This window comes from Kitasatospora sp. NPDC057940 (assembly GCF_042887425.1).
GTDB lineage: Bacteria > Actinomycetota > Actinomycetes > Streptomycetales > Streptomycetaceae > Kitasatospora.
On the sequence record NZ_JBHVPH010000007.1, the window covers coordinates 107,810 to 131,419 of the forward strand.

Consider the following 23,610-nt stretch of genomic DNA (forward strand, 5'->3'; position numbering starts at 1 on the left):
CCCCGGCCGGGCGCCGGTTCAGCCGATGAGCCACTGCTCCTCGGCGACGGCGCCCACCTCGGTGCACGCGTCGGTGAGCACGTCCAGGACGCGCAGCGGGTCCGGCAGTGGCTGCTCGGGCCCGCGCAGCCACCGCACCTGCGAGCCGTCCGGCAGCGCGGCCGGCGGCAGCAGGGTGTACGAGCCGCGGCAGTGCCAGCGCAGGCCGGGGTGCTCGGACATGGTGTCCGGCGTGGAGTCGAGGACGCTCGGCCACCACTCGTCCTCGTCCTGCGGGGTGCCGCGGGTGGCGGTGAAGAACAGGTAGCGGTCCTCGCCGACGGCGGCGACCGGGCCCTCGACGCCCCGCTCGGTCAGCCGCTCCAGGGCCAGCCGGCCGGCCTCGACCGGGACGTCCAGGACGTCGTGGGCACGGCCGGTGGCGGTGATGAAGTTGGTCTGCGGATCGCGGGCGAGCCAGCGGGCGAGCTGCTCGGGATCGGTCGTGGCCTGGGTCTGCCAGGCGAAGGAGACCGGGTGCTGGGCCGGGGCCGGACAGGCCACCCGGTCGCAGGAACAGCGGTAGCCGGCCGGATGCGCGGCCGGCGCGAGCGGGAATCCGGCGCGCACCGCGCCGAGCAGCTGATCGAGCCGGGCGGCGGGGCCGTCCACCTCACCGGACCGGGCCCGCTGACGCTCACGCTTCTGCCACCAGGTCGTCCACCTGCCGCCGGCTTCCATCGGGCCCCTTCCGCGCACTGCCGTACCTGGTGCGGCACAGCGTTCGACGTACCACTCCGACGCAACGCACAGCGCCCCCCGCTGCTTCCCGGGGCGGTGCTCGGCCCTGCTGTCCACGCCCTGCCGACCGGGAACCGGGGTCACCGGAGGGCCGACGCCCGGGTCACGGTACGCAGTCGCGGCAGCACGCTGTCCGCGCCAGGTCGGCCGGAGGGCGCGCGGATCCGCGCCCTGCCCGGCCCGTACGGGGCCCGCTGACCCGGGTGAACCCCGGGGGCGTAACAGGAAGGATAAGGGTGCGCGGGGCCTCCGGATGACCGGGGGCGGTGCCTCTCCGGTCACACTCCCCGCACCCGGCCGGAGGGCCCGGGCGTGTGCGCCGGCCACCCGTGCGGAGGTGAGACCCTGGTGGGGTGAAGAGCGCGGACACCGAATTCGTCGGCGGCCCCCTGGACGGCCGCATCCTCCCCATCCCGCTGGGGCCGATGTTCGGCGTGCCGAAGACCTACAAGGTGCCGGTCCCCGCGCACGGCGACTCCCCCGCGCGCACACTGGTGTACGTCCGGTCCAAGCAGGTGCGGGGCATCAGCTGGCACTGGCGCTACGAGTTCGACGAGGCGGCCACCGCCCGCGCGTCCGGCTGACGGCCGCGCCGACCGCACCGACCGCCGCCCCCAGCCTCCCCGGGAGGACGGCATGGCGAGAACGGCACGGCACCCCCGCAGCCGCCCCCAGGCGGTCGCGCACCACAACCGGCAGGTCGCCGGCGTCACCGGGGCGCTGCTGGTGGCGGTGTGCGTCTACACCGTGGTGATCGGCCCCAACGGCTGGCTCTGGTTCGGCTGGGCGGTGCTGCTGCTCGCCTGCGTGGCCCTGTTCACGGTCCACCCCTGAGCAGCCGCACCGCCTGTGCCCAGCCCCCCACGGCGGTCAGTCCTCCTCGGCGAGGATCAGGTACAGCTTCTTGCGCGCCTCGGTGAGCACCACCAGGCCCTTGGCGCGCTGCGCCTCGGTGCCCGTCGCCATCACCTGGCGGATCGCCTGGTCGACCGCGGCCAGCGCCTGGCCGACCTCCTGGACGGCCTCCCAGTCGACCTCCCGGCCGGCCTCCGCCCACGGCTCGGCGGGCCCTGCCTCGGCCTCGGCCCGGCCCGCCTCGGTGAGCGAGACCAGCCGCTTGCCGCCGACCTCCTCCGCGGTGATCAGGCCCTCCTCCTCCAGCAGTTGGAGGTTGGGGTAGATCGAGCCCGGGCTCGGCCGCCAGGCCCCACCCGTCCGCTCGGAGATCTCGGCGATCATCTCGTAGCCGTGCATCGGCCGCTCCTTGAGCAGCGCCAGCAGCGAGGCCCTGACGTCCCCGCGCCGCGCCCGGCCGCCGCGCCGCCCGTGCGGACCGCCGCGGCGCCCGCCGTGCCCGCCGAAGCCGTGCCCGAACGGGCCGCCCATCGGCCGCCCGGGGCCACCGCCGCCGAACGGCGGCGGGCCGAAGCCGCCGAAGGCCGCCCGGCCCTCGAACTCCCGCCCTTCGAAGTCCGGCCCCGGCCCACGGAGCCAGCCACCGCGCGGGCCCTCGCCGCTGAACCGCATTCCCGGATTTCCTCGGTCTCCTGAGCGCATGGCGCTCACCTCCTCGTTCACCGAGCCAGTCGAGTTACTGTCTCGATAGCTCGACGATATATCGGCGACTGTCGCTCGTCAACGGATTACGACACGAACGGCGCATCGGCACCCCACCCCGCCGCCCAGGCCCCGTCCGCCCGCTACGGTGACGGGCATGGCCGGTGAACGAGACCTCGCGAAGCTGCTGCACGGGATGCGCCCGCTGCTCAACCCGGGGCGGTACGTCTACTGCACGCTGCCCGCCAAGGTGCCCGCGGGCATGCGGCCGGTGGTGACCGTCGCCGAACCCGAAGGGGTCACGGTCGTCGTCACCCAGGAGGAGGCCGACGCGCTCGGGCTGCGCTACGAGTACGTGGCCGCCTGGATCACCCTGCAGATCCACTCCGCCCTGGAGGCCGTCGGCCTCACCGCGGCCGTCGCCGGGCGCCTCGCCGAGGAGGGGATCAGCTGCAACGTGGTGGCCGGCTTCCACCACGACCACCTGTTCGTCACCGCCGACGACGCCGACCGCGCCGTCCGGGCCCTGGAGGAACTGGCCGCCCGGCCCGCCTGACGACGCCGTCGAGTGGCCGCCCCCGCACGGCCCTCCGAGACTGGGAACGGCTGCCCGGCCACCCCGGCCGGCCGGCCCCCACCGGAAGGAGACGGCCGCCATGGCCACCTGCGTCACCTGCGGCAACGACTACTGGCTCGCCTTCGAGATCAGGACCATCACCGGCGACACCTACACCTTCGACAGCTTCGAGTGCGCGATGGAGAAGCTCGCGCCGCGCTGCGAGCAGTGCCAGGTCCGCATCGTCGGCCACGGCGTCGAAGTGGCCGGCCGCTTCTTCTGCTGCGCCAACTGCGCCCGCGTCAACGGCGGCCTCGGCGACCAGATCCGCGACGCCGTCGGCGCCCGCCCCGCGTAACGGCGGGCAGGCGGAACGGTCGGCCTGCACCCCCGGTTCTGCCTCCCGGGGCGCTCGCGCGACTTGGGCGACCTCACGACAAAGGCCCCCTGACCTGCGGTTTCGCAGATCAGGGGGCCTCAGTCAAGCTGGGGCGGCGGAAGAGTCGGCCTGTACGCCGGGTTCTGTCTCCCGGGGTGCTCGCGCGGCCCGGGGAGGCGGCCATCCATCTAGGACTGCCGTTGCCGACAGCCTCGTGCGGTCTACCCGCGGACTCGGGCGAGCAACCCTCGGTCATCCGCGCACGGTGCCCGAAGGCACCGATCTTGACCTTGCTCCAGGTGGGGTTTACCGAGCCGGCCGAGTCACCCCGGTCGCTGGTGGTCTCTTACACCACCGTTTCACCCTTACCCGCCGCCGAAGCGGTGGGCGGTCTGTTTTCTGTGGCACTGTCCCGCGGGTCACCCCGGGTGGGCGTTACCCACCACCCTGCTCTGTGGAGCCCGGACGTTCCTCGGCGGGTCAGGGACCCGTCGCGACCGCCCGGCCGGCTCTTCCGCCGTAGTGGTCATCGTAGCCGCTCGGGTGGGGCCTCCCGTACACCGGAGCGGACCGCGGGCGGCTCGCCGCCGAGGCGGGCGGCCACCCGGACGGCGGTCGCGGTCGCCCACGGGGTGGTGGTGGCCAGGCCGAGGAGGAGGATCGCGCCGCCCAGGCCCACCAGGATCCACCAGCCGGCGTGGCTGGCCGGGGCGAAGCCCGTCGCCACCGGGCCGACCACGGCCGAGGTGACGACCGTGCCGATCACCGCCACCCCCAGCGACTGGCCGATCTGGCGGCTCGTCGAGGCGACCGCCGCGGCCACCCCCGCCTGGGCGCGCGGCATGCCGGACACGGCCGCGTTGGTGATCGGCGCGTTGACCATGCCGAAGCCGAAGCCGAACAGCGCGTACGCCGCCAGCAGCAGCGCCGCCGGGGAGTCGGCGGCCAGCCTGGTCAGCAGCAGCCCGCTCGCGACCAGGCCCAGCCCGGCCGCGACCAGCGGCCCGCGCGGGCCCCGGCTGCCGACGATCCGGCCGGACAGCGGCGCGCAGACCAGCATCATCGCGGCCATCGGCAGCGTCCACAGGCCCGCCTCGAACGGGTCGTAGTGCCGGACGTTCTGCAGGTAGAGCGTGTTGAGGAAGAGGAAGCCGCCCAGGGCCGAGAAGGCGCAGACCGCGGTGACGGTGGCGCCGGTGAACGGCGCGCTGGCGAAGAACCGCGGGTCCACCAGCGGCTCGGCCACCCTCCGCTCCCACAGCGGGAAGGCGACCAGCGCGGCCACGGCGACGGTCGCCAGGACGAGGATCAGCGGGGACGTCCAGCCGCTGCCCGGGCCCTCGATGATGGCCGCGGTGCCGCAGCCCAGCAGGACGATCATCAGCAGCTGCCCGACCGGGTCCAGCCGGCGCGGCCGGGGCGAGCGCGACTCCGGGACGTAACGGGCGGTCAGGAGCATCGCGACCACGGCGACCGGAACGTTGATCAGGAAGATCGACGGCCAGCCCGCGCCCTCCACCAGGAAGCCGCCCAGCAGCGGGCCGAGCGCCATCGAGATGCCGACCACGCCGCCCCAGACGCCGATCGCCCGGGCCCGCTCCTTCGGGTCGGTGAAGGTGTTGGTGATGATCGACATCGCCACCGGGTTCAGCATCGAACCGCCGACCGCCTGCAGCGCGCGGAACGCCACCAGCCACTCCAGGCTCGGCGCCAGACTGCACAGCAGCGAGCCGAGCGCGAAGCACAGCAGCCCGATCTGGAACACCCGGCGGCGGCCGAAGCGGTCGGCCACCGAGCCGAACAGCATCAGCAGCGAGGCCAGGACCAGGGTGTAGGCGTCGATGATCCACTGCAGCCCGGACGCCGGGGCGTCCAGGTCCCGCTGGATCGCCGGCAGGGCGATGTTCACCACGGTGTTGTCCAGGCCGACGATGAACAGGCTCAGGCAGCAGATCGCCAGGACGAGCAGTCGACGGCGGCGCCCCGGGGCGCCGGAGGGCTGGGCTTCGGGCACGGGACCGATCCTCCCATCTGGGCGGCGCTCGGGGGCCGTGTGACGGACCGTCCGGGTGGCGGCGCCGGGGGCGCACGGAAGCCCAAAGGGGTCAGACGGCGGCGAAGCGGACGGTGCGGGTGAGCGGGTCGGCCTGCGTCAGCCGGACCCGGATCAGCCCGCCGAGCGGCAGCACCACCCCGGGATCGGCGCCGTCACAGCGGGCCCGGACGGCGGGCCGGCGCAGCTGCACCGTGCCGGCCGCGGGCCGCCGCTCGTCCACGTCGATCACCACGGCGGTGAAGTCCTCGCCCTCCCGGCCGGCCAGCAGCTCCGCCTCCACCAGGTCCACGCAGGCCCGTTCGACCTCGGCCGCGCGGCGGTCCCCGCTCGCCATCAGGCCCGGCACGGCGGGCAGCGCCTCGCGCGCCCAGTCCGGCACCTCCTCCCCCGCCGCCACCGCCGCGCACACCTCCTGCGCGAAGCGGTCGCCGAGCCGGCGCAGCGGCGCGGTGCAGTGCGCGTACGGCGCGGCGAGCGCGGCGTGGCCCGGGTCGGCCGGGGCGGGCAGGCCCCGGGACTCGTCGAAGGCGTGGTAGCCGGCGCCGCGCAGCAGGCCGGTGCACGCGTTGAGGAAGGCGGCGTCCATCGGCGCGTCCGGGTCCAGCGAGCGGATCAGCTCCGGGTACGGGAGCGTCTGCGGCCAGTCCACGTCCAGCGCGGCGGCGATCCGGCGCAGCCGCTCGTACGCCGCGGCGGGTGCGGCGGGCAGGGTGCGCAGCAGGCCGACGCCCGCGTCGAGCATCAGCTCGGCCGCGGCCATGCCGGTGAGCAGCGAGATCTGCGCGTTCCAGCCGTCGGCGGGGCCGGGCGCGCGGTAGTCGAGGACGTAGCCGTGCAGGGTCTCCTCGACCTCCTGCTCGGGCACCGGCAGGCTGATCCCGCCCCGCGCACGCTCCTGCTCCTCGCGCAGCCGGCCGACGGTGGCGAGCAGGGCGAGCTGTTCGTCGGCGCCGCCGAGGTCCACCGCGCGCTGGACGGCCGCGTAGTCGAGGCGGCGGTGCGAGCGGACCAGGGCGCGGCGCAGGTCGGCCAGCACCACGGCGCCGTCGGCGTCCAGGTCCAGCTGCCAGAGCAGGGCGGGCCGGGGCTCGCCGGGCAGCAGGCTGGCGGCGTCCTCGGAGATCCGGGTGGGGTGCAGCGGGATGCGGTGGTCCGGGAAGTACAGGGTCTCGACCCGGCGGCGGGCCTCGGCGTCGATGGCGCCGCCCGGGCGGACGAAGGCGGCGACGTCCGCGATCGCGTAGTAGACGCGGTAGCCGCCGCCGGGGCGGTGGAGCAGGTGCATGGCCTGGTCGAGGTCGCGCGAGCCGGGCGGGTCGACGGTGAACAGCGGCAGGTCGGTGGCGTCGTGCTCGGGCAGCCGGGGGCGCTCGGCCGCCTCCTCCGCCTCGGCCAGCACCGGCTCCGGCCACTCGGTGTGGATCTCCAGGCGGGCGCGGAGTTCGGTCAGTTCGGTGTTGATCCGGGCGGAGTCGGCGGCCTTGACGCGCAGTTTTCGGCGAGGCATGCAGGCAGCGTAGGGCGAATCGGGTGATTCCGGACGGATCACCCCGCCGGACGCGCCGGACCGCCGGTGCTGCCGGACTGCCGGACTGCCGGCGCTGGGCCACCGCGCCCTCCGGGTGCGGGGCCAGGCTCTGGCCGAGGGCGGAGGCCTTGCTCCACGGGGCTCGGGCGGGGTGGGGGCCGGGTGTGAGCGCTCGTAGGGTGGGGTGGAGTGGTCGTTCACGGAGGGGGTTCGGGCGATGGGTGTGGTGAAGGCGACCGGGGCTGCGGTGTCGGGGGTGTTGGCGGCGACGGGGGCGCTGCACGCGGTGTGGGCGGTGACGCCGTGGCCGCTGCGGACGCCGGAGGAGTTCGCGGACACCGTGGTCGGCGCGGGCGACGGAGTACCGTCCCCGGCGGCCTGCGTCAGGGTGGCGGGGCTGCTCGGGGCGGCCGCGTACCTGGTGGGGGCGGAGGCCGGGGTGCTGCCGGCGGTGGGGCCGCGGCGGCTGCGGCGGGCCGGGGTGCGGGCGGTGGCCGGGGTGATGCTGGCGCGCGGCGTCGGCGGCCTGGTGCTGTTCGGGAGGGTCGTCGAGCGGTCGGAGCGGTTCAAGCGGCTGGACACCCGGTACTACTCGCCGCTCTGCCTGGCGCTGGCGGCCGGGACGGCCGTGGTCGCGGGGGCCGGTAACGCCGAGTAGCCGGGGCCGGACGGGCCGCCCGGGGCGGGCCGGTTTTGCGTAGGGTGGCGGGGTTCATCCGCCACAGAGTGTTGAGGAGTCCGCTGTGCTGGTGCTGTTGCCGCCTTCGGAGGGCAAGGCCGCGTCCGGGGACGGGGTGCCGGTGGCGCTCGACCGGCTGTCGCTGCCCGGGCTGACGGCCGCGCGCGGCGAGGTGCTGGACGCGCTGGTCGGCCTGTGCCGGGGTGACGAGGACACCGCCGCGGAGGTGCTGGGGCTCAGCCCCGGGCTGCGCGGCGAGATCGCCCGCAACGCCGGGCTGCCGGCGGCGGGTGCCCGTCCGGCGGGCGAGGTGTACACCGGGGTGCTGTTCGACAACCTGGGTCTGGCCACGCTGGACGCGGCCGCGTACGGCCGGGCCGAGCGGTCGCTGCTGGTCTTCTCGGGCCTGTGGGGCGCCGTGCGGATCTCCGACCGGATTCCGCCCTACCGCTGCTCGATGGGTGTGAAACTGCCCGGCCCGGGGGCGCTCGGCGCGTACTGGCGGAGCGCGATGGCGTCGGTGCTGCCGGAGGTGGCGGACGGGCTGGTGCTGGACCTGCGCAGTTCGGCGTACGCGGCGGCGTGGAAGCCGGCCGGCGAGGTGGCCTCCCGGACGGCGACCGTGCGGGTGCTCCAGGAGCGCAACGGCAAGCGCACGGTCGTCAGCCACTTCAACAAGGCGACCAAGGGGCGCCTGGTGCGGGACCTGCTGGTCGCGGGGATCGAGCCGAAGACGCCGGGCGAGCTGCTGGACGCGCTGCGGGGCCTGGGGCACCGGGTGGAGCTCGCCGCCGAGGGCACGGCGCGCAAGCCGTGGCAGCTGGACGTGGTGGTCACCGAGGTGCACTGAGCCCGCTCCGGGAGGGGGCACCCCTCCCGGAGCCGGGCGTTCAGCCCCGGGCGTTCAGCCCCGGGCGTTCAGCGCAGGTGCGAGGTGTCGTTGAGCAGCCGCAGCGAGGCGTTGCCGTCCGCGTAGTACTGGACGGCGCAGAACGAGGCGGCGGACAGCTCCATCCGGTACAGCGCGTCCGGCGGGGCGCCGAGCGCCAGCCGGACCAGCGTCTTGATCGGGCTGACGTGGGAGACCACCAGCACGGTCCTGCCGGGGTGCCGGGCGATGATCTTGTCCCGGGCGACGCCGGCCCGGTGGGTGAGCGTGGTGAAGCTCTCCGTGCTGCCGGTGGGCTTGGCCTTCGCCGAGCCGAGCCAGGCCGCCAGGTCCTCCGGGTGGCGCTCCTGCACCTCGGCGAAGGTCAGGCCCTCCCAGTCGCCGAAGTCGACCTCGCGCAGCCCGTCCTCGTACCGGACCTCCAGGCCGAGCCGGGCGGCGACGATCTCGGCGGTCTCCCGGGTGCGGCGCATCGGCGAGGCCACCACGGCCTGGATGCTGCCGCGGGCGGCCAGTTCCTCGGCGGCCCGCGCGGCCTGCCAGCGGCCCTTGTCGGACAGTTCCGGGTCGCTGCCGCCGCTGCCGGAGAAGCGCTTCTGCGGGGTCAGCGCGGTCTCGCCGTGGCGGAGCAGGACGAACGTGGTCGGGGTGCCGAGGTCGGCGGGGGCGGCCCAGCCGGCCTTGGGGGCGGCGGTCTCCAGCGGCGGCTCGTCCACCACCGCGGCGGCCCGCGGCCGGGGCTCCCACTGGCGGCCGGCCTTGCCCGCGTCCATCGCCTCGTTGGCGAGCCGGTCGGCGTCCTTGTTCCGCTCGCGCGGGATCCAGGTGTACGTCACCCGGGCGCGCGGGAGGACGGTGCGGGCCTCGGCGGCGAGCGGCTGCATGTCGGGGTGCTTGATCTTCCAGCGCCCGGACATCTGCTCGACGACCAGCTTGGAGTCCATCCGGACGTCCACCGAGGCGTCCGGGTCGAGCTCCCGGGCCGCCTTGAGGCCGGCGATCAGGCCCTTGTACTCGGCCACGTTGTTGGTGGCGTGGCCGATGAACTCGGCGGCCTCGGCGATGATCTGCCCGGTGTCGCCGTCCCGGACCACCGCGCCGTAGCCGGCCGGCCCCGGGTTGCCCCGGGACCCGCCGTCCGCCTCGACGATGAAGCGAGCCGCCACCGGGTCAGGCGCCCGAATCGGCGGTGCGGACCAGGATCCGCGAGCAGTTCTCGCAGCGGACCACCTTGTCGGCCGGCTCGGCCTTGATGGCGTTGAACTCGGTGATGGAGAACTCGGTGCGGCAGCCCTCGCAGCGGCGCTGGTAGAGGCGGGCCGCGCCGACGCCGCCCTGCGTCTGGCGCAGCTTGGTGTAGACCTTCAGCAGGTCGGCGGGGATGACGGCGGCGACGGTCTCGCGGTCCCGCTTGACCTTGTCGGCCTCGGTGTCGATCTCGGCGAAGGCGGCGTCCCGGCGGGTCTCGGCCTCGGTGAGGACGACGGTGGAGTGCTGGAGGCGCGCGGTCAGCTCGGTGACCCGGGTCTGGGCGCTCTCCAGCTTCTCCATGACCTCCAGCACGATCTCCTCCAGGTCGCCCTGGCGCTTGGCCAGCGAGCCGATCTCGTGCTGGAGGTTCTCCAGGTCCTTCGGCGAGGTGATCGCGCCGGAGTCCAGGCGCTGCTGGTTGCGGGCGGACCGGGTGCGGACCTGCTCCACGTCCTGCTCGGCCTTGGTCAGCTCGCGCGTGGTGTCGCCCTGCTGGGCCTCGGCGGCGACCACCAGGTCCTTGAGCGCGGTGTGGTCGGCGGAGGCCTTCTCGATCTCGGCGTGCTCGGGCAGGCTCCGGCGCCGGTGGGCCAGCTGGTCGAGCTTCGAGTCGAAGGCCTGGAGGTCGAGCAGGCGGATCTGGTCGGCGGGCGCGGCGTTCAAGGGGAAGGCTCCTGTGAATCGGGTCAGGCGGTGAAGGACATGGGGGCGTGCGCGGTCCACGGGTCGGTGACCCGGTGGGAGACCTTGGTCTCCACGGCCCAGCCGCGCTGGTCGGCGGCGGCGTGCAGGGCCCGCTCGGCCAGGGCGAGCCAGGGCCACTCGGTGGCCCAGTGCGCGGCGTCGACCAGGGCGACCGGCGCCGCCTCGGCGGCCTCGGACGCGGGGTGGTGGCGCAGGTCGGCGGTGAGGTAGGCGTCCACCCCGGCCGCCCGCACCTCGGCGAAGAAGCTGTCGCCCGAGCCGCCGCACACCGCGACCCGGCTCACCAGCCGGTCCGGGTCGCCGGAGACCCGGACGCCCGTGGCGGTGGCCGGCAGGCCCTCGGCCACCTGCGCGGCGAAGGCCGACAGGGGCAGCGGGGGCTCCAGCAGGCCGATCCGGCCGGTGCCGCGGCGGCCCAGCGGGTCGGTCGGGTCCGGCACCAGCGGGCCGGTCACCCGCAGGCCCACGGCCTCGGCGAGCGCGTCCGAGACGCCGGGGTCGGCGTGGTCGGCGTTGGTGTGCGCGACGTGCAGGGCGATGCCGTTGCTGATCAGCGTGTGCACGACCCGGCCCTTGAAGGTGGTCGCGGCGACGCTGGTGGTGCCGCGCAGATAGAGGGGGTGGTGGGTGACCACCAGGTCGGCGCCCCACTCGACGGCCTCGTCGACGACCGCCTGCACGGGGTCGACGGCGAACAGCACGCGGCCGACCTCGGCCTGGGGGTCTCCGCAGACCAGGCCGACGGCGTCCCAGGCCTCCGCCCACTGCGGCGGGTAGACCTCTTCGAGCGCGGTGATGACGTCGGACAGTTTCGGCACCTGTCGAGACTACCGTGCGCGCGGGGGCGGTCGGGCCTCGGCCGTTCGGCGACCTGGGCGGCGGTGCGGCGGCAGCGGGGCGGCCGGTGCGGCGGGGATGGCGGCGGGTGTCCGGCGGCGGCGAGGCGGCGGCGCGGTTCGGACACGGGTGCCGGTGGCGTACGGACGCGCGTCAACCTGCGGCGGGGGCGCCCGGAAGGGGCCGGCGCCGGTCGCACGCGCCCCCGCGCCCGGCGCCCACTGCTCACACGGGAGCCCTCGCACGAATTCGAAACCGCCTCCTGATCACCCTTACGAGTGAAGTGACCGGCTCTACGTTGAGCCACTCCCGCCTCGAAAGTAACTTCAGTCCTGCGAACGGGAGTTGCCCCGACAGTTGCCCCGACCGGGGGTCGGGAAGGCGCTCCGCCGGACACGGGTCCTGGCGAGACCGGGCCCGGGGCGGGCGCGGCCGGGGCTCCTGCCCCAGGCGCGGCACCGCCGTACCAGGGCGGTGCGCCGCGCCGGGGCGGCACGCCATACCGAGGCGGCACTCCCGTTCAGGGGCGGCACTCCCGCTCCTTCCGAGGAAACCGATCAGGCCGGGCCGCACGCCCGGGTGCCGGAGCAGTGGGCACCCGCGGGCGGCGGACGAGACGAAGGGATGTGGTGGCGAATGGCGGCGGGCACATCGCTGCGTACGGCCGGGGGCGGGGAATCGGCGGGCCACGGGCCGGGTGCGGCCGGACCGTGGCCGGAGACGACGCGGGCGGCGCTGGCGGACGCCGGCGGCCGGGGAGGCGGCGGCGACTGGGAGGTCACCGCCGGGGGCTTCTGGTGCACGGCCAGGCCGCCCGCGTCGGTTCGACTCCCGGAGCAGGGCTGGAAGCTCCACGTCAGCGCGGCCTCGGCGGCGGGCGAGGCGGTGCTCGCGGCCGTCGTACGGACTCTCGCCGACGACCCGTGCCCGTTCAAGTTCGCCGCCGGGGAGCAACGGCTGCGCGAACTCAACTCCCGTAACAGCGATCGGGGTTCGGCGGGCAAGTTCATCACCGTCTACCCGGCCGACGACGCCCAGTTCCGGCGGCTGGCCGCCGGACTCGACCGGGCCACCGCCGGACTGCCCGGGCCCGTCGTGCTCTCCGACCGCCCCTACCGGCCCGGCAGCCTGGTCCACTACCGGTACGGCGCCTTCGCCGCCCGCGCCGAGCTCGGCCACGACGGGGAGTACCGCTCCGTCCTGCACGGGCCGGACGGCGAACGGGCCGAGGACGTGCGCGGCGCCTCCTACCGGGCGCCGTCCTGGGTCAGGGACCCGCTGGAGACCGGTGCGGCCCGGCCGGGGGCGAAGCGCGGCACGGGCGTGCTGCTCGCCGAGCGGTACGCGATCACCGCCGCCGTGCGACACAGCACCAAGGGCGGGGTCTTTCTCGGCCGGGAGGCCGCGAGCGGCGCCGAGGTCGTGGTCAAGCAGGCCCGCGCGCACATCGAGGTCGACCGGGCCGGCACCGACGCCCGCGACGCCCTGCGGCACGAGGCCGCCCTGCTGACCCGGCTGGACGGGCAGGGCCTGGCACCCCACCCGATCGAACTGATCGAACGGGACGACTCCCTCTTCCTCGTGCAGGAACGAATCGCCGGACAGCCGCTCGGCGCGTGGGTCGCCGCCCGGCTGCGGCGCGACGGCAGCCCCGACGTCGACTGGGCCGAAGCCGGACCGGTCGCGCACGCCCTCCTCGACCTCGTCGAGCAGGTGCACGCCCAAGGGCTCGTCCTGCGCGACCTCTCCCCCGGCAACGTGATGGTCCGCCCCGACGGCCGCCTCCGGCTCGTCGACCTCGAACTCGCCGCCGAAACCGGCCGCCCCGCCGGCTCCGCCGGCACCCCCGGCTACCGCGCCCCCGAACAGGGGCCCGGCCGGCTCGGCCTCGTCCACGACGGCACCTGCGTCGCCGACCCGGCCGTCGACCTGTACGCCCTCGGCGGCCTGCTCTTCCTCCTCGCCACCGGCCACGACCCGCTGCTCCCGGACGACCTCCCCCGGGCCCGCCCGGTCACCGAGCGCCTCGGCCGCTGGCTCGCCCTCGCCGCCCGCACCGGCACCACCGCCCGCCGCCTCGCCCCCGCCGTCCTCGGCCTCCGGGCCGAACAGCCGGGGCAGCGCTGGAGCCTCGCCCAGGCCAGGGCGGCGCTCACGGGCGGAACCACTGCGGACGGCCGGCGCGGAGGTGACACACACCAGGGCGGGGCCCCCGGTGCCGCGCACGGCCAGGAGACCACCGCCGCCGTCACCCCTCTCTGGCAGGCGCCGAACCGGCGGACCGCGCACACCGGGCGCCGCGACGGCCCGCAGGCCGCCCGCGCGACCGGTGCCGACGGCAGTGCCGCGCCCGTCAGGGCCGGTGCCATGCGGGCCGCCGCGGCTCCCCTGCGGGACGCTGCGGCCCACCGGGCCACGCCCGCCGAGCACTCCGGCGACACCCACGACGACCGTTCCGCGACCGACGCGACCGATGCGACCGCCGTGACCGCCACGGCCGGCGGCCTCCGGGCTGCCGTTCGACCCGACGGCGCCGAGCCGGACGCCGCCCGCCGCGCGTCGGCCGGCCTCCTCGACCGGGTGCTGTGCGACGGCCTGCGGCAGCTGGCCGCCACGGCCACGCCCCGGCGGCGGGACCGGTTGTGGCCGGTCGTGCCCGCCGGGGAGCGGACGGATCCGTGCAACGTGCAGCACGGCGCCGCCGGGGTGCTGGCGGTGCTGGCGCGGGCGGTGGCGACGGAGGGCCTGCCGGGCGGGGTGCGCGCGGAGGCCGCGCGGACGGCGCGGACGGCCGCCGGTTGGATCGAACGGCGCCTGGCCGCCGAGCCGGTGGTGCTGCCCGGGCTGCACTTCGGGCGGTCGGGGACGGCCTGGGCGCTGCTGGACGCCGCCCGGGCGCTGGGCGACGAGGGGCTGGCCGTGCGGGCCGCCGCGCTCGCCCGGCGGATCCCCGTCGAGTGGCCCAACCCCGACGTCTGCCACGGCGCGGCCGGCGCCGGGTTCACCCAACTCCGCTTCGCCGCCGAAGGATTCGCCGCCGAAACCGCCGAATCCACCGAACCCGCCGGCCACCCGGCCTTCCTCGACCGCGCCGCCCACTGCGGCCACGCCCTGCTCGCCGCCGCCCGACCCGAGCCGTACGGCCGGGTGTGGCCGGTGCCGGCGGACTTCGACTCGGCGCTCGCCGGGATCACCCATCTCGGCTTCGCGCACGGCGTGGCCGGTGTGGGCGCCTTCCTGCTGGCCGCCGCCGAGGCGACCGGTGACCGCGAACTGCTGGCCGGCGCCGTCGAGGCCGGGCACACGCTCGCCGCGACCGTCCGCTGGGACGCGCCGCGCGAGAGCGCCTGGTGGCCGCAGAGCGCGGGCGATCCGGACCGCGTCCGGCTGGCGCACTGGTGCAGCGGCTCGTCCGGCGTGGGCACCTTCCTGCTGCGCCTCTGGCGGGCCACCGGCGACGCCACCGCGCACGGGCTGGCGCTGGCCGCCGGGCGGGCCGTACTGGCCGGGCGCTGGCACGGCGGGGTGAGCGCCTGCCACGGCCTGGCCGGCGACGGCGAGTACCTGCTCGACCTCGCCGAGGTCGCCGCGGAGCCCGAATTCCGTTCCGGCGCCGAGGAATTGGCGCAGCTGATCGCCGCCCGGTCGGCGCTGCGGGGCGGCCTGCTGATACTGCCGGACGAGACCGGGACGGGCTGCGCGGCCGGCTACGGCACCGGCGCGGCGGGCGCGCTGGCCTTCCTGCTGCGGCTGCGGCACGGCGGCCCCCGGCTCTGGGTGGATCCGGTGCCGCCCGCCGTACGCCGGATCCAGGGCACGGGCAGCGGGGTGAGCGGGGCATGAACGTGGCCACCCGGACCGTCGCGCAGGCGCTGCGCCGGCTGAGCTTCACCTTCGCCGCCGACGGCGGTCACGCCGCCTGCCTCGCCTCGGCCGCCGACGGCGGCTGGTACGTGGAGAGTTGGCGACTGCCCTCGGACGGCGGGCCGGCCACTCCGCTGGCGCTGCCGCTGTCCGGCAACCGGTCGGAGAGCCTGCGTTCGCAACTGGTCGCGCTGCCGGACGGTTCGGTGCTGGTCTGCCGGCACGACGGCGATCGGCACGACCTGGTCCGCCTCTCGTACGGCGAGAACGGCGCCGTGGAACAGCAGTTGGCCACGATCCGGATGCCCGGGCTGCGGCTGCTGCCGGTCCCGGCGCCCCCCGGCGCCGGTCCTCGGACGCCGGTGGCGCTCGCCCTCGGAACGGACACCCGCCCGGCGACCACCGCCTGGCTGGTGCGGACGGACGGCAGCGAGCCCGAACGGATCGCCGAGATCCCGGGGTTGCACGGCGGCGGCGCCTGGCTGGACCACGCCGGGGCACTGCTGGCGCTGGACCGGGTGAACGCGGGGCTCGTCCGCACCGTGGCGCTGGACCTGCGCAGCGGCACGACCACCCCGCTGCTGGAGATCGGCGAGCGCAGCAACGACCGGCTGGTGCTGTTCGACCCGGACAGCCGGTTCGCGATGGTGCGCAGCGACGCACCGGGCACCGACCGGCTCGGCTGGGGCGTGCTGGGCGGCGGCGAACCGCTGCGGTTCCCGGAGTGCCTGCACGTGGCGGGCATGTTCCTGCGGCCGGTCGCGCTGCGGCGGACGGCGGACGGCCCGCAGGTGGCGGTGCAGGTCGACCACGGCGCCGGCTCCGCGCTCGCCCTGTGGCGGGCCGCCGCCGGCCGGCTGGACCAGCTGCCGGTGCCGCCCGGCCGGCTCGGCGCGGTCGGCCACTGGGGCAGAGCGGCGCTGCGGCTCCCGTACTCCTCGCCCGACCACCCGGCGGCGCTGGCCGCCCTGGACGTGGACGCGCTGCTGGCGCACGGCCCGGCGAGGGCCGGATCCGGCCCGATGCCGATGCCGCTGCCCCTGCAACTGGCGCCGCTGGGCTCCGGCCTGCCCGGCCCGTGGCGGGACACCGTGCTGCCCTGGCAGCCCGGCGGTCCGCGCGCCCCCCGCACCCCGCCGCCGGGCTGGCGGGTGGACGGCAGCACCGCACCCGGGGACGGCGGCCGCTGGCAGCCCGCGCAGAGCCTCGAACTCGCCGGACCGGCCGGTCCGTTGGAGGCCGTGGTGTACGGCGGGGACACCTGGCTGAGCAGCCCGCACCTGGTGCTGGCGCTGCACGGCGGCCCGGCGGACGCCTGGCGGCTGGAGTTCGACCCGGCCCTTCAGCGGATGGCCGCCGAGGGCCTGGCCGTGATCGCACCGAACCAGCGCGGCTCCACCGGCTACGGGGTGGCGCACGCGATGGCCATCCGGGGCGCCTGGGGCGGGCCCGACCTGGACGACGTGCTGTACCTGCTGGACGGCATCGCCGGCCAGCGCGCGGCACTCGGGCTGGAGCCGCCGGCCCTGTTCGGGGTCAGCTACGGCGCGTTCCTGGCACTGCTGGCGGCCGCGCACGCGCCGACCGAGCAGGTGTCCCGCTGCGCGGTGGTCGCACCGTTCCTGTCCGGCGCCCGGCTGCTGGCCGAGGCGGCGGCCCCCGTACGGGCGTTGACCACCCGGCTGGCCGGCGACGAACCGATCACCGACGCCCGCGGCCCGCGCGACGTCCTTCAGCTGGCGCACCGGCTGAGCGCCCCGCTGCTGGTGGTGCACGGCAACCGGGACGAGGTCGTGCCGGTGAGCCAGTCCCGTTCGCTGCGGCACGAGTTGCTGCGGATCGGGCGGGTCGAGGGCGCGGACTTCCGATACGTCGAGGCGGCCGGATCGGGGCACGAGGTGCTCGCCGAGGAGGGCGCGGCCGTGCTGCACGAGCTGCTGGCCGCCTTCCTGCGGACCGGCCGACCGGGCTGACCGGAGCCCCGGCACCTCGGCACCTCGGCACCTCGGCACGTCGACACCTCGACCCGTCAGGACGTCGACTCCTCGGCTCCTCGACACCCCAGGACGTCGACACCTTCACCACACAGACTCCCGGGCCCGACGCGGCCCGGGGCACCACCCCGGCGCGGCGGACCGAGCCGCCCGGGGGCGACACCCGATGCCCGCAGGCAGATCGCGGCGGGCGTAGTTCCAGGGGAGGAACCCGATCATGGAGAACATGGTGGACTTCGAGACCGACCTCGCGGCGCTGCAGGACCTGCCGGAGACCGAGTCCGTCGAGCTGACCGGCCACGGCGCCGGCTGCCAGTACACCTGTCTCATCCTCACCTGCCTGATCTTCACCAACAGCTGATCCAGGCGGTGAGCCGTGGGTGCCGTCCCCGCCTGTCCGGACAGGCGGGGACGGCACCGTCCGTTCCCCGCACGTGCCCGCCCCCCCGACTCAACGTTCCGACGGGAGCTCCGACTTGCCCCGCCGCCCCACCGGCTGGACCCTCGCACTCGGCATCGCCCTGCCGATCGGGGCCGCCACCACGCTCGCCCTGCCCGCCGCCCTCGCCGCGGCCGTCGACGCCGCCCTCGGCCACCGGCCCGGGCCCGGCGCCTTCGTACGGCTCGTCCTCGTCCTGGGCGTGGCCGCCGCGGCCGACGCCACCGCCGCCGCGGCCGGCCCGGCCTGCTCCGCCGAGGCCACCGCCGCCCTGCGCGGGCGCCTCGTCCGCCACCTGCTCGCCCTCGGGCCCGGCGGCCGGCTCCGCCACGGACCACCGCCCGGCGACCTCGCCGCCCGTCTGCTGGGCTCGGCCGGCGACGCGGGCGGCCGGCTGCCCGCCGTCCTCGGCGCGGCCACGGCGCTGCTCACCTCGGCGGGCGCGATCGTCGGGCTCGGGCTGCTGTCGCCGTGGCTGGCGCTCGCCTTCTTCGCGGGCGTCGTCCCCGGCGTGGTGCTGATCCGGCTCTTCCTGCGCGAGGCCGGGCCGGTGTTCGCCCGCTATCAGGAGGTCCAGGCCGACCTGGCCGCCCGGCTCAGCGGCGCCCTCACCGGGCTGCGCAGCATCCACGCCGCCGGTGCCGAACAGCGCGAGGCGGCAAGGGTGTTGGCGCCGCTGCCGGAACTCTCCGCCACCGGGCAGGCGCTCTGGGCGGCGCAGCGGCGCACCGCCTGGCAGGCCACCCTGCTGATCGCGGTGGTCGAGGTCGCGGTGCTCGCCACCGCCGGAGCGCTCCTCGCCGACGGTGCTCTGGCCCCCGGAGCGCTCGCCGCCGCGGCCGGCTGGGCGGCCCTCGGCGCCGGGCTCTTCGAACAGGTCGAGGCGCTGGTCGCGGTGGCGCACGCCCGCGCCGGGCAGGCCCGGGCCGACGAACTGCTGGCCGTCCGCCCGGCCGAACCCGGCCTGGCGGCCCTCCCCGCCGGCGGCTACGGGGAGGTCGTCCTGCGCGGTGTGGTGGTGCGCGACGGCGACCGGGTGCTGCTCGGCCCGCTCGACCTGACGGTCCCCGGCGGCCGCACGGTCGCGCTGGTGGGGCGCTCCGGCTCCGGCAAGTCCCTGCTGGCCGCGCTGCCCGGGCGGCTGCGCGACCCCGACGAGGGCGCCGTACTGATCGACGGCGTCCCGGTGGACGCGCTGGCCCCGGCCGAACTGCGGCACGCGGTCGGCTACGCCTTCGCCCGGCCCGCCCTGACCGGCCGTACGGTCCGCGACGCGCTGGCCGGCGCCGGGCCCGCCGAGGCGGCGGCCGCCCGCGCGGACGGCTTCCTCCAGCGGCTGCCCCGGGGCTGGGACACCCCGCTCGACGAACTCCGGCTCTCCGGCGGCGAACTGCAACGCCTGGGCCTGGCCCGGCTCCTGGCCCAGCCCGCCCGGGTCGTCGTCCTCGACGACGCCACCTCGGGCCTGGACCTCGCCACCGAGTACCTGGTCACCGAGGCCCTCGACCGCGCCACCCTCGGCCGCACCCGGCTGGTGGTCGCCCACCGCGCCGCCGTCGCCGCCCGCGCCGACCTCGTCGCCTGGCTCGACGCCGGCCGTCTGCGCGCCCTCGCCCCGCACGCCACCCTCCTCGCCGACCCCGACTACCGCGCCGCCCTGTCGGACACCGCCCTCCAGACGGCCGCCGCCTGATGGCCCGCCACCGCTCCCGGCCCGACGGCGGTGCGGGAAGTCGGCCCGCTCGACTTCCCGTACACCCACCGGCCCCGGCGCCGCCCGGCACGAGAAGTCGGCATCGCCGACGTGCCGCACCACGGCTTGCACCGGCCGGGGCCCCACGCCGGCCCGGCACCGGAAGTCGGCGACGCCGACTTCCCGCGTCCGCCTCCCCCGGCTGGGTGCTGCTGTTCCGGCAACTGGCCGTCACCCGCGGACCGCTGCTCCGGCTGCTCGGGTGGTCCGGGGTGGAGGCGCTGCCGCCGCTGCTGTCCGGGCTGTTCGTCTCGGCCGCCGTCGACCAGGGGTTCCTGGCCGGGCGGCCGGGGGCCGGGGTGGCCTGGCTGGCCGGGTTCGGTGCCGCGATGGCCGTCCGGGCGTACGCGGCGCGGGCCGGGTTCCCGCACCTGGCGGGGGTGGTGGAGCCGCTGCGGGACGCCCTGGTCGAGCGGTTGGTCCACAGCGCGCTCGCCCGGCCGTCGGCGGATCCGGCCGAGGTCGCCCGGCTCACCGAACAGGTCGAGTCCGCGCGGCAGTTGACCGCCACCCTGCTGCGCACCCTGCGCGGCGTCGGGGTCACCCTGGTCGCCGCCCTGGTGGGCCTGGCGCTGCTGGCGCCCGTCGTCCTGCCGCTGGTCCTGCTGCCGCTGCTCGCCGCCGGGTTCCTCTTCTTCCGTCTGCTGCGCCCGCTGGTGGCGCGGCGGAGGGCGGTCGTGCTCGCCGAGGAGCGGCTGGCCGCCGAGGCGGGGCGGGCGCTGCACGGGTTGCGCGACGTGCAGGCCACGGGCACCCGGGAGCAGGTCGCCGAGGCGCTGACCGGGGCCGCCCGGGCGAGCGCCGCCGCCTCCCGTGCCCTGGGCCGGGCCTCGGCCCTGCGCGCGCTGGTCGTGGCCCTCGGCGGCCGGCTGCCCGTGCCGGCCGTCCTCGCCGCCGCGCCGTGGCTGCTCGCCCGCGAGGCCCTGACCCCCGGCGAACCGCTCGGCGTCGCGACCTACCTGCTGCAGCAACTCGACCCGGCGGTAAGGACGTTGGCGGGTACGGTCGGCGGCTGGCTGCTCAACCTCGCCGTCGTCCTGGACCGCCTGGCCGCCACCACGGGCGACCCCCCGGCGGACGCGCCCCCGAGCACGCCGCCCGGGGCAGCCGCGGGGCCGGAGCCGGAGGTCCTGGTCAGCGGGTTGAGGTACGGGCACGACGGGGCCGGGGCGCCGGTGCTGGAGGGGCTGGAGGTCGGGTTCGGGCCCGGGGAGCACGTGGCCGTGGTGGGGGTGAGCGGGGCGGGGAAGTCGACGCTGGCGGCCCTGCTGGCCGGGGTGCTGGCGCCGACGGGCGGGGCCGTGTCGGTGGGCGGAGTGCGGCCGGACGGGCTGGCGGGGGCCGCGCGGGCGCGGCTGGTGGCGTTGGTGCCGCAGGAGGCGTACGTGTTCCCGGGGCCGGTGCGGTCCAATCTGACCTGGCTCTCCCCGGAGGTCACGGAGCAGCAACTCGCCCGTGCCGTCCGTGTGCTGGGGGCCGACCGGCTGGTCGCGCGGCTGGGCGGCCCGGAGGCCGTCCTGCCCGATCCGGGCGTGTTGTCGGGCGGGGAGCGGCAGTTGATCGCGCTGGTGCGGACGTACCTGTCGCCGGCGCCGGTCGTGGTGCTGGACGAGGCGACCTGCCATCTGGACCCGCGCGCGGAGGAGCGGGTCGAGCGGGCGTTCGCCGCCCGGCCCGGGACTCTCGTCGTGGTGGCGCACCGGATCAGTTCGGCCCTGCGCGCGGACCGGGTGCTGCTGCTGGACGGCGGGCGGGGGGTGCTCGCCCGGCACGGCGATCTTCAGGTGCTGTCCCCGCTGTACCGCGAGTTGGTCGGTCACTGGCTGGGTTCGACGGCGGGTCGCGCGTCATGATCTCGATAGGATCTCGTCCGTTCCGGCCGTTATGGTGGCCGGGGCACGGGCCGCGATCACCGGCTGTGGCGCGTACCGAGCGCCCGATCGGGGACCCGACCGCGCGCCGCCAAGCGCCGGTCGGGCGCCGATGACCTGCACCCTCCGCACGGAAAAGACGATTTCTGATGTCCGACACCCTCACCGACACCACCGGACCCACGGCCAACGGGACCGACGCCGACGAGAGCACCGCCGGGGACACCTCGTCGCACGGCCGGCACCGGGGCCGTTCCGCCGCCGACGACAAGCCCGAGGCCGACCCGCACGGCCGGCACCGCGCCGCGGCGGACCGGGGCTGACCACACCCGCACCGGGAGGGCCCGTCGGGGGGAGCACCCCCCGGCGGGCCCTCGTCGCGTCCCGAGTCCTGGGTTCGGGGTCCTAGGTCCGGGGTTCGGGCAGGGCCCGCGGCTCAGCGCCCCAGCGTCACGACCGTGCGCAGCGCCTCGCCGCTGCGCATCTGGGCGATCGCCTCGTTGACGTCCGACAGGTCGACGCGGTGGCTGATCATGCCGTCGAGGTCGATCCGCCCGGCCCGCCACAGGTCGACGACCAGGGCGATGGTGCGGGCCACCGGCGCCCCGCCGTAGAGCGAGGGCAGCAGGCGCTTCTCGTTGAAGAACAGCTCGCCCATGGTGAACTGCGCGAGGTCGTCCTGCGCGCCGGCGCCGATCACCACGACCGCGCCGCCGCGCCGGGCCGCGTCGTAACCGGCCCGGACGGTGGCGGACCGGCCGACGGCCTCGAAGACGTGGTCGAAGCCGCCGCCGGGCAGTCCCTTCGCCGTCGCCTTCAGGTCCTCGGGGGCGATCGCCTCGGTCGCGCCGAAGGCCAGGGCCCGCTCGCGGCGCGAGGCGACCGGGTCGACGACGGTGATCCGGGCGGCGCCGCAGACCCGGGCGCCCTGCACGGTGGCGACCCCGACGCCGCCCGCGCCGATCACCGCGACGGAGGCGCCGGGTTCGACCCGGGCGGTGTTGACGGCGGCGCCGACGCCCGTGGTCACCCCGCAGCCGATCAGCGCGGCGGCCTCGTACGGCAGGTCGGCGGGCACCTTGATGACGGCGTCCGCGGCGACCACGACCTCCTCGGCGAACGCCCCGGTGCCGTAGAACCCGGAGGCCTCGACCACCGCGCCGCCGTCCTCGAAGCGGAAGCCGGGCGCGCCGAGCCGCCGCAGGCTGGCGATGCACAGGTGGCCACGGCCCCGCTCGCAGTGCGCGCAGCGGCCGCAGGGCGCCATCCAGCAGAGCACCACGCGGTCGCCGGGGGCGAGGCCGGTCACGCCCGCACCGACCTCCACGACCTCCCCGGCGCCCTCGTGCCCGGGGACGAACGGCGCGGGCTGCGGCAGGACGCCGCTCATCGCCGAGAGGTCGGAGTGGCAGAGGCTGGCGGCGCGCATCCGGACCCGTACGGCGCCCGGCCCGAAGCCGACGGCCGTCACGTCCTCCCGGACGTCGAGGGTCTCCTGGCCGGTCTTGTGCAGGACGGCTGCGCGCATGGGGCTGCTCCCGGTGTGCCTCGTGTGCTCGGTTTCCACGGTCGGGCCCGATTCTGGCACGGGCGCCCCGACCCGACTAGAACACGTTCCAGGGCCGCTGTGGTCCGCCCCTCTACCGTCGAGTAGGGTCCGGGTCGAACGCGTTCGCGCACGTCCCGAGCCCGAGGAGCACCGTCATGTCCGACCTGCTGGAGAGTGTCCGCCCGGCGGCCGAGGTGCTGGCGGCGTTCGAGGCGGCCACCGGGTTCATGCCGGTGGACGAGGGGCTGGCGCTGTACGCGGCGGCGGTGACGGCGGCGCGGCGCACCGGGCTGCCGGTGCTGGAGATCGGCACCTACTGCGGCCGCTCGGCGGTCCTGCTGGCGGCGGCCGCCCGGGAGACCGGGACGACCGCGCTGACGGTGGACCACCACCGCGGCTCGGAGGAGCAGCAGCCCGGCTGGGAGTACCACGACCCGACGCTGGTGGACCCGGAGGTGGGGCTGATGGACACCCTGCCGCGGTTCCGCCGGACGCTGCACGCCGCCGGGCTGGAGGAGCACGTGGTGGCGCTGGTGGGCCGCTCGCCGCGGATCGCGGCGCTGTGGGGCCGGCCGCTGGCCCTGGTGTTCATCGACGGCGGGCACACCGACGAGCACGCGACCGGCGACTACGAGGGCTGGGCCCCGCACCTGGCGCCGGACGGGCTGCTGGTGGTGCACGACGTGTTCCCGGACCCGGCGGACGGCGGCCAGGCCCCGTACCGGGTGTACCTGCGGGCGCTGGCCGAGGGCTTCGAGGAGGTCTCGGTGACGGGCTCGCTGCGCGTCCTGCGCCGGACCGCCACGAGCTGACCGCCCGCCGCCCGCAGCCCGATCCGCCCACCGCCCGATCCGCCGAGCGGCCCCACAGCCCTGCACGGATGCTCTAACGTCGTGCCGGAGCTGTCGGGCGGAGGTTCGAAC

The 23,610-nt window shown here is 76.5% G+C and carries 21 protein-coding genes and 1 other RNA gene; 13 read left to right on the forward strand and 9 right to left on the reverse strand.

The genetic code is table 11. The features are described from left to right. Positions 1 to 18 precede the first annotated feature (18 nt). On the reverse strand, positions 19 to 720 hold the full coding sequence (locus ACFVTF_RS14000) for a bifunctional DNA primase/polymerase (RefSeq protein ID WP_363580851.1): 702 nt from the start codon (positions 718 to 720) through the stop codon (positions 19 to 21). Positions 721 to 1,133: 413 nt separating this feature from the next. On the opposite strand from ACFVTF_RS14000, the gene ACFVTF_RS14005 reads away from it, so the two are divergent. Continuing rightward, complete coding sequence (locus tag ACFVTF_RS14005; protein WP_063347363.1) at positions 1,134 to 1,364, forward strand: hypothetical protein; 231 nt, start codon at positions 1,134 to 1,136, stop codon at positions 1,362 to 1,364. A gap of 52 nt (positions 1,365 to 1,416) precedes the next feature. Next, positions 1,417 to 1,614, forward strand: coding sequence for a hypothetical protein (locus tag ACFVTF_RS14010; RefSeq protein WP_063347364.1), 198 nt, complete (start codon positions 1,417 to 1,419; stop codon positions 1,612 to 1,614). A 36-nt stretch (positions 1,615 to 1,650) separates the two neighbouring features. On the opposite strand, the gene ACFVTF_RS14015 is transcribed toward ACFVTF_RS14010, so the two are convergent. Beyond that, the gene (locus ACFVTF_RS14015) at positions 1,651 to 2,307 is read right to left on the reverse strand and encodes a PadR family transcriptional regulator (protein ID WP_387813373.1); all 657 of its coding nucleotides are present in this window, start codon (positions 2,305 to 2,307) and stop codon (positions 1,651 to 1,653) included. Between the two features lie 187 nt (positions 2,308 to 2,494). Between ACFVTF_RS14015 and ACFVTF_RS14020 the strand changes: the two genes are divergently transcribed. Together ACFVTF_RS14020 and ACFVTF_RS14025 are read left to right on the forward strand one after the other, a co-directional pair. Beyond that, positions 2,495 to 2,893, forward strand: coding sequence for an ACT domain-containing protein (locus ACFVTF_RS14020; RefSeq protein WP_363580847.1), 399 nt, complete (start codon positions 2,495 to 2,497; stop codon positions 2,891 to 2,893). Positions 2,894 to 2,993: 100 nt separating this feature from the next. Then, positions 2,994 to 3,251, forward strand: coding sequence for a Prokaryotic metallothionein (locus ACFVTF_RS14025; protein ID WP_350885059.1), 258 nt, complete (start codon positions 2,994 to 2,996; stop codon positions 3,249 to 3,251). Positions 3,252 to 3,388: 137 nt separating this feature from the next. Here ACFVTF_RS14025 and rnpB read toward each other — a convergent pair. The 3 genes from rnpB to ACFVTF_RS14040 all read right to left on the reverse strand — a co-directional run bounded on the left by rnpB (position 3,389) and on the right by ACFVTF_RS14040 (position 6,835). Next, positions 3,389 to 3,785, reverse strand: an RNA gene (gene rnpB, locus ACFVTF_RS14030) — RNase P RNA component class A. A gap of 13 nt (positions 3,786 to 3,798) precedes the next feature. Beyond that, entirely contained in the window at positions 3,799 to 5,286 is a 1,488-nt protein-coding gene (locus ACFVTF_RS14035) for an MFS transporter (protein WP_387813378.1), read from the reverse strand. Positions 5,287 to 5,377: 91 nt separating this feature from the next. Continuing rightward, positions 5,378 to 6,835 (reverse strand): RNB domain-containing ribonuclease, encoded by a 1,458-nt coding sequence (locus ACFVTF_RS14040; RefSeq protein ID WP_387813381.1) that lies wholly within the window; start codon positions 6,833 to 6,835, stop codon positions 5,378 to 5,380. A gap of 238 nt (positions 6,836 to 7,073) precedes the next feature. Here ACFVTF_RS14040 and ACFVTF_RS14045 point away from each other — a divergent pair, with 238 nt between their 5' ends. Both ACFVTF_RS14045 and yaaA read left to right on the forward strand, forming a co-directional pair. Continuing rightward, positions 7,074 to 7,514: a DUF3995 domain-containing protein gene (locus ACFVTF_RS14045; protein WP_371516752.1), complete on the forward strand. Its 441-nt coding sequence runs from the start codon at positions 7,074 to 7,076 to the stop codon at positions 7,512 to 7,514. 85 nt (positions 7,515 to 7,599) lie between these two features. Then, complete coding sequence (yaaA, locus tag ACFVTF_RS14050; protein ID WP_387813384.1) at positions 7,600 to 8,385, forward strand: peroxide stress protein YaaA; 786 nt, start codon at positions 7,600 to 7,602, stop codon at positions 8,383 to 8,385. Positions 8,386 to 8,453: 68 nt separating this feature from the next. Here yaaA and ACFVTF_RS14055 read toward each other — a convergent pair whose 3' ends face one another. From ACFVTF_RS14055 to ACFVTF_RS14065, 3 genes are read right to left on the reverse strand one after another with little or no spacing between them, the layout of a single operon-like run. Continuing rightward, on the reverse strand, positions 8,454 to 9,590 hold the full coding sequence (locus ACFVTF_RS14055; protein ID WP_371516753.1) for a bifunctional RNase H/acid phosphatase: 1,137 nt from the start codon (positions 9,588 to 9,590) through the stop codon (positions 8,454 to 8,456). Between the two features lie 4 nt (positions 9,591 to 9,594). Then, positions 9,595 to 10,338: a zinc ribbon domain-containing protein gene (locus ACFVTF_RS14060; RefSeq protein WP_371516754.1), complete on the reverse strand. Its 744-nt coding sequence runs from the start codon at positions 10,336 to 10,338 to the stop codon at positions 9,595 to 9,597. A 23-nt stretch (positions 10,339 to 10,361) separates the two neighbouring features. Further along, positions 10,362 to 11,198, reverse strand: coding sequence for a Nif3-like dinuclear metal center hexameric protein (locus tag ACFVTF_RS14065; RefSeq protein ID WP_350885034.1), 837 nt, complete (start codon positions 11,196 to 11,198; stop codon positions 10,362 to 10,364). Between the two features lie 655 nt (positions 11,199 to 11,853). On the opposite strand from ACFVTF_RS14065, the gene ACFVTF_RS14070 reads away from it, so the two are divergent. The 6 genes from ACFVTF_RS14070 to ACFVTF_RS14095 all read left to right on the forward strand — a co-directional run bounded on the left by ACFVTF_RS14070 (position 11,854) and on the right by ACFVTF_RS14095 (position 21,461). Further along, the gene (locus ACFVTF_RS14070; protein ID WP_387813389.1) at positions 11,854 to 15,060 is read left to right on the forward strand and encodes a lanthionine synthetase LanC family protein; all 3,207 of its coding nucleotides are present in this window, start codon (positions 11,854 to 11,856) and stop codon (positions 15,058 to 15,060) included. Beyond that, positions 15,057 to 17,054, forward strand: coding sequence for an alpha/beta hydrolase family protein (locus ACFVTF_RS14075; RefSeq protein ID WP_387813392.1), 1,998 nt, complete (start codon positions 15,057 to 15,059; stop codon positions 17,052 to 17,054). Before ACFVTF_RS14070 ends, ACFVTF_RS14075 begins: the two co-directional genes overlap by 4 nt. A 238-nt stretch (positions 17,055 to 17,292) precedes the next feature. Further along, a complete protein-coding gene (locus ACFVTF_RS14080; protein WP_159398410.1) occupies positions 17,293 to 17,436 on the forward strand; it encodes a VenA family class IV lanthipeptide in 144 nt (47 codons plus the stop codon). Positions 17,437 to 17,551: 115 nt separating this feature from the next. Then, positions 17,552 to 19,207, forward strand: coding sequence for an ATP-binding cassette domain-containing protein (locus ACFVTF_RS14085; RefSeq protein WP_387813396.1), 1,656 nt, complete (start codon positions 17,552 to 17,554; stop codon positions 19,205 to 19,207). 206 nt (positions 19,208 to 19,413) lie between these two features. Then, positions 19,414 to 21,120: an ATP-binding cassette domain-containing protein gene (locus ACFVTF_RS14090; RefSeq protein WP_387813399.1), complete on the forward strand. Its 1,707-nt coding sequence runs from the start codon at positions 19,414 to 19,416 to the stop codon at positions 21,118 to 21,120. A gap of 167 nt (positions 21,121 to 21,287) precedes the next feature. Then, on the forward strand, positions 21,288 to 21,461 hold the full coding sequence (locus tag ACFVTF_RS14095) for a hypothetical protein (RefSeq protein ID WP_350885024.1): 174 nt from the start codon (positions 21,288 to 21,290) through the stop codon (positions 21,459 to 21,461). 113 nt (positions 21,462 to 21,574) lie between these two features. Here ACFVTF_RS14095 and ACFVTF_RS14100 read toward each other — a convergent pair whose 3' ends face one another. Then, positions 21,575 to 22,666 (reverse strand): Zn-dependent alcohol dehydrogenase, encoded by a 1,092-nt coding sequence (locus ACFVTF_RS14100; protein ID WP_387813402.1) that lies wholly within the window; start codon positions 22,664 to 22,666, stop codon positions 21,575 to 21,577. A 176-nt stretch (positions 22,667 to 22,842) separates the two neighbouring features. Here ACFVTF_RS14100 and ACFVTF_RS14105 point away from each other — a divergent pair, with 176 nt between their 5' ends. Further along, positions 22,843 to 23,499 carry a class I SAM-dependent methyltransferase gene (locus ACFVTF_RS14105; RefSeq protein ID WP_387813405.1) on the forward strand — a complete coding sequence of 219 codons (657 nt, stop codon included), beginning with the start codon at positions 22,843 to 22,845 and terminating at the stop codon, positions 23,497 to 23,499. Positions 23,500 to 23,610: the final 111 nt, after the last annotated feature.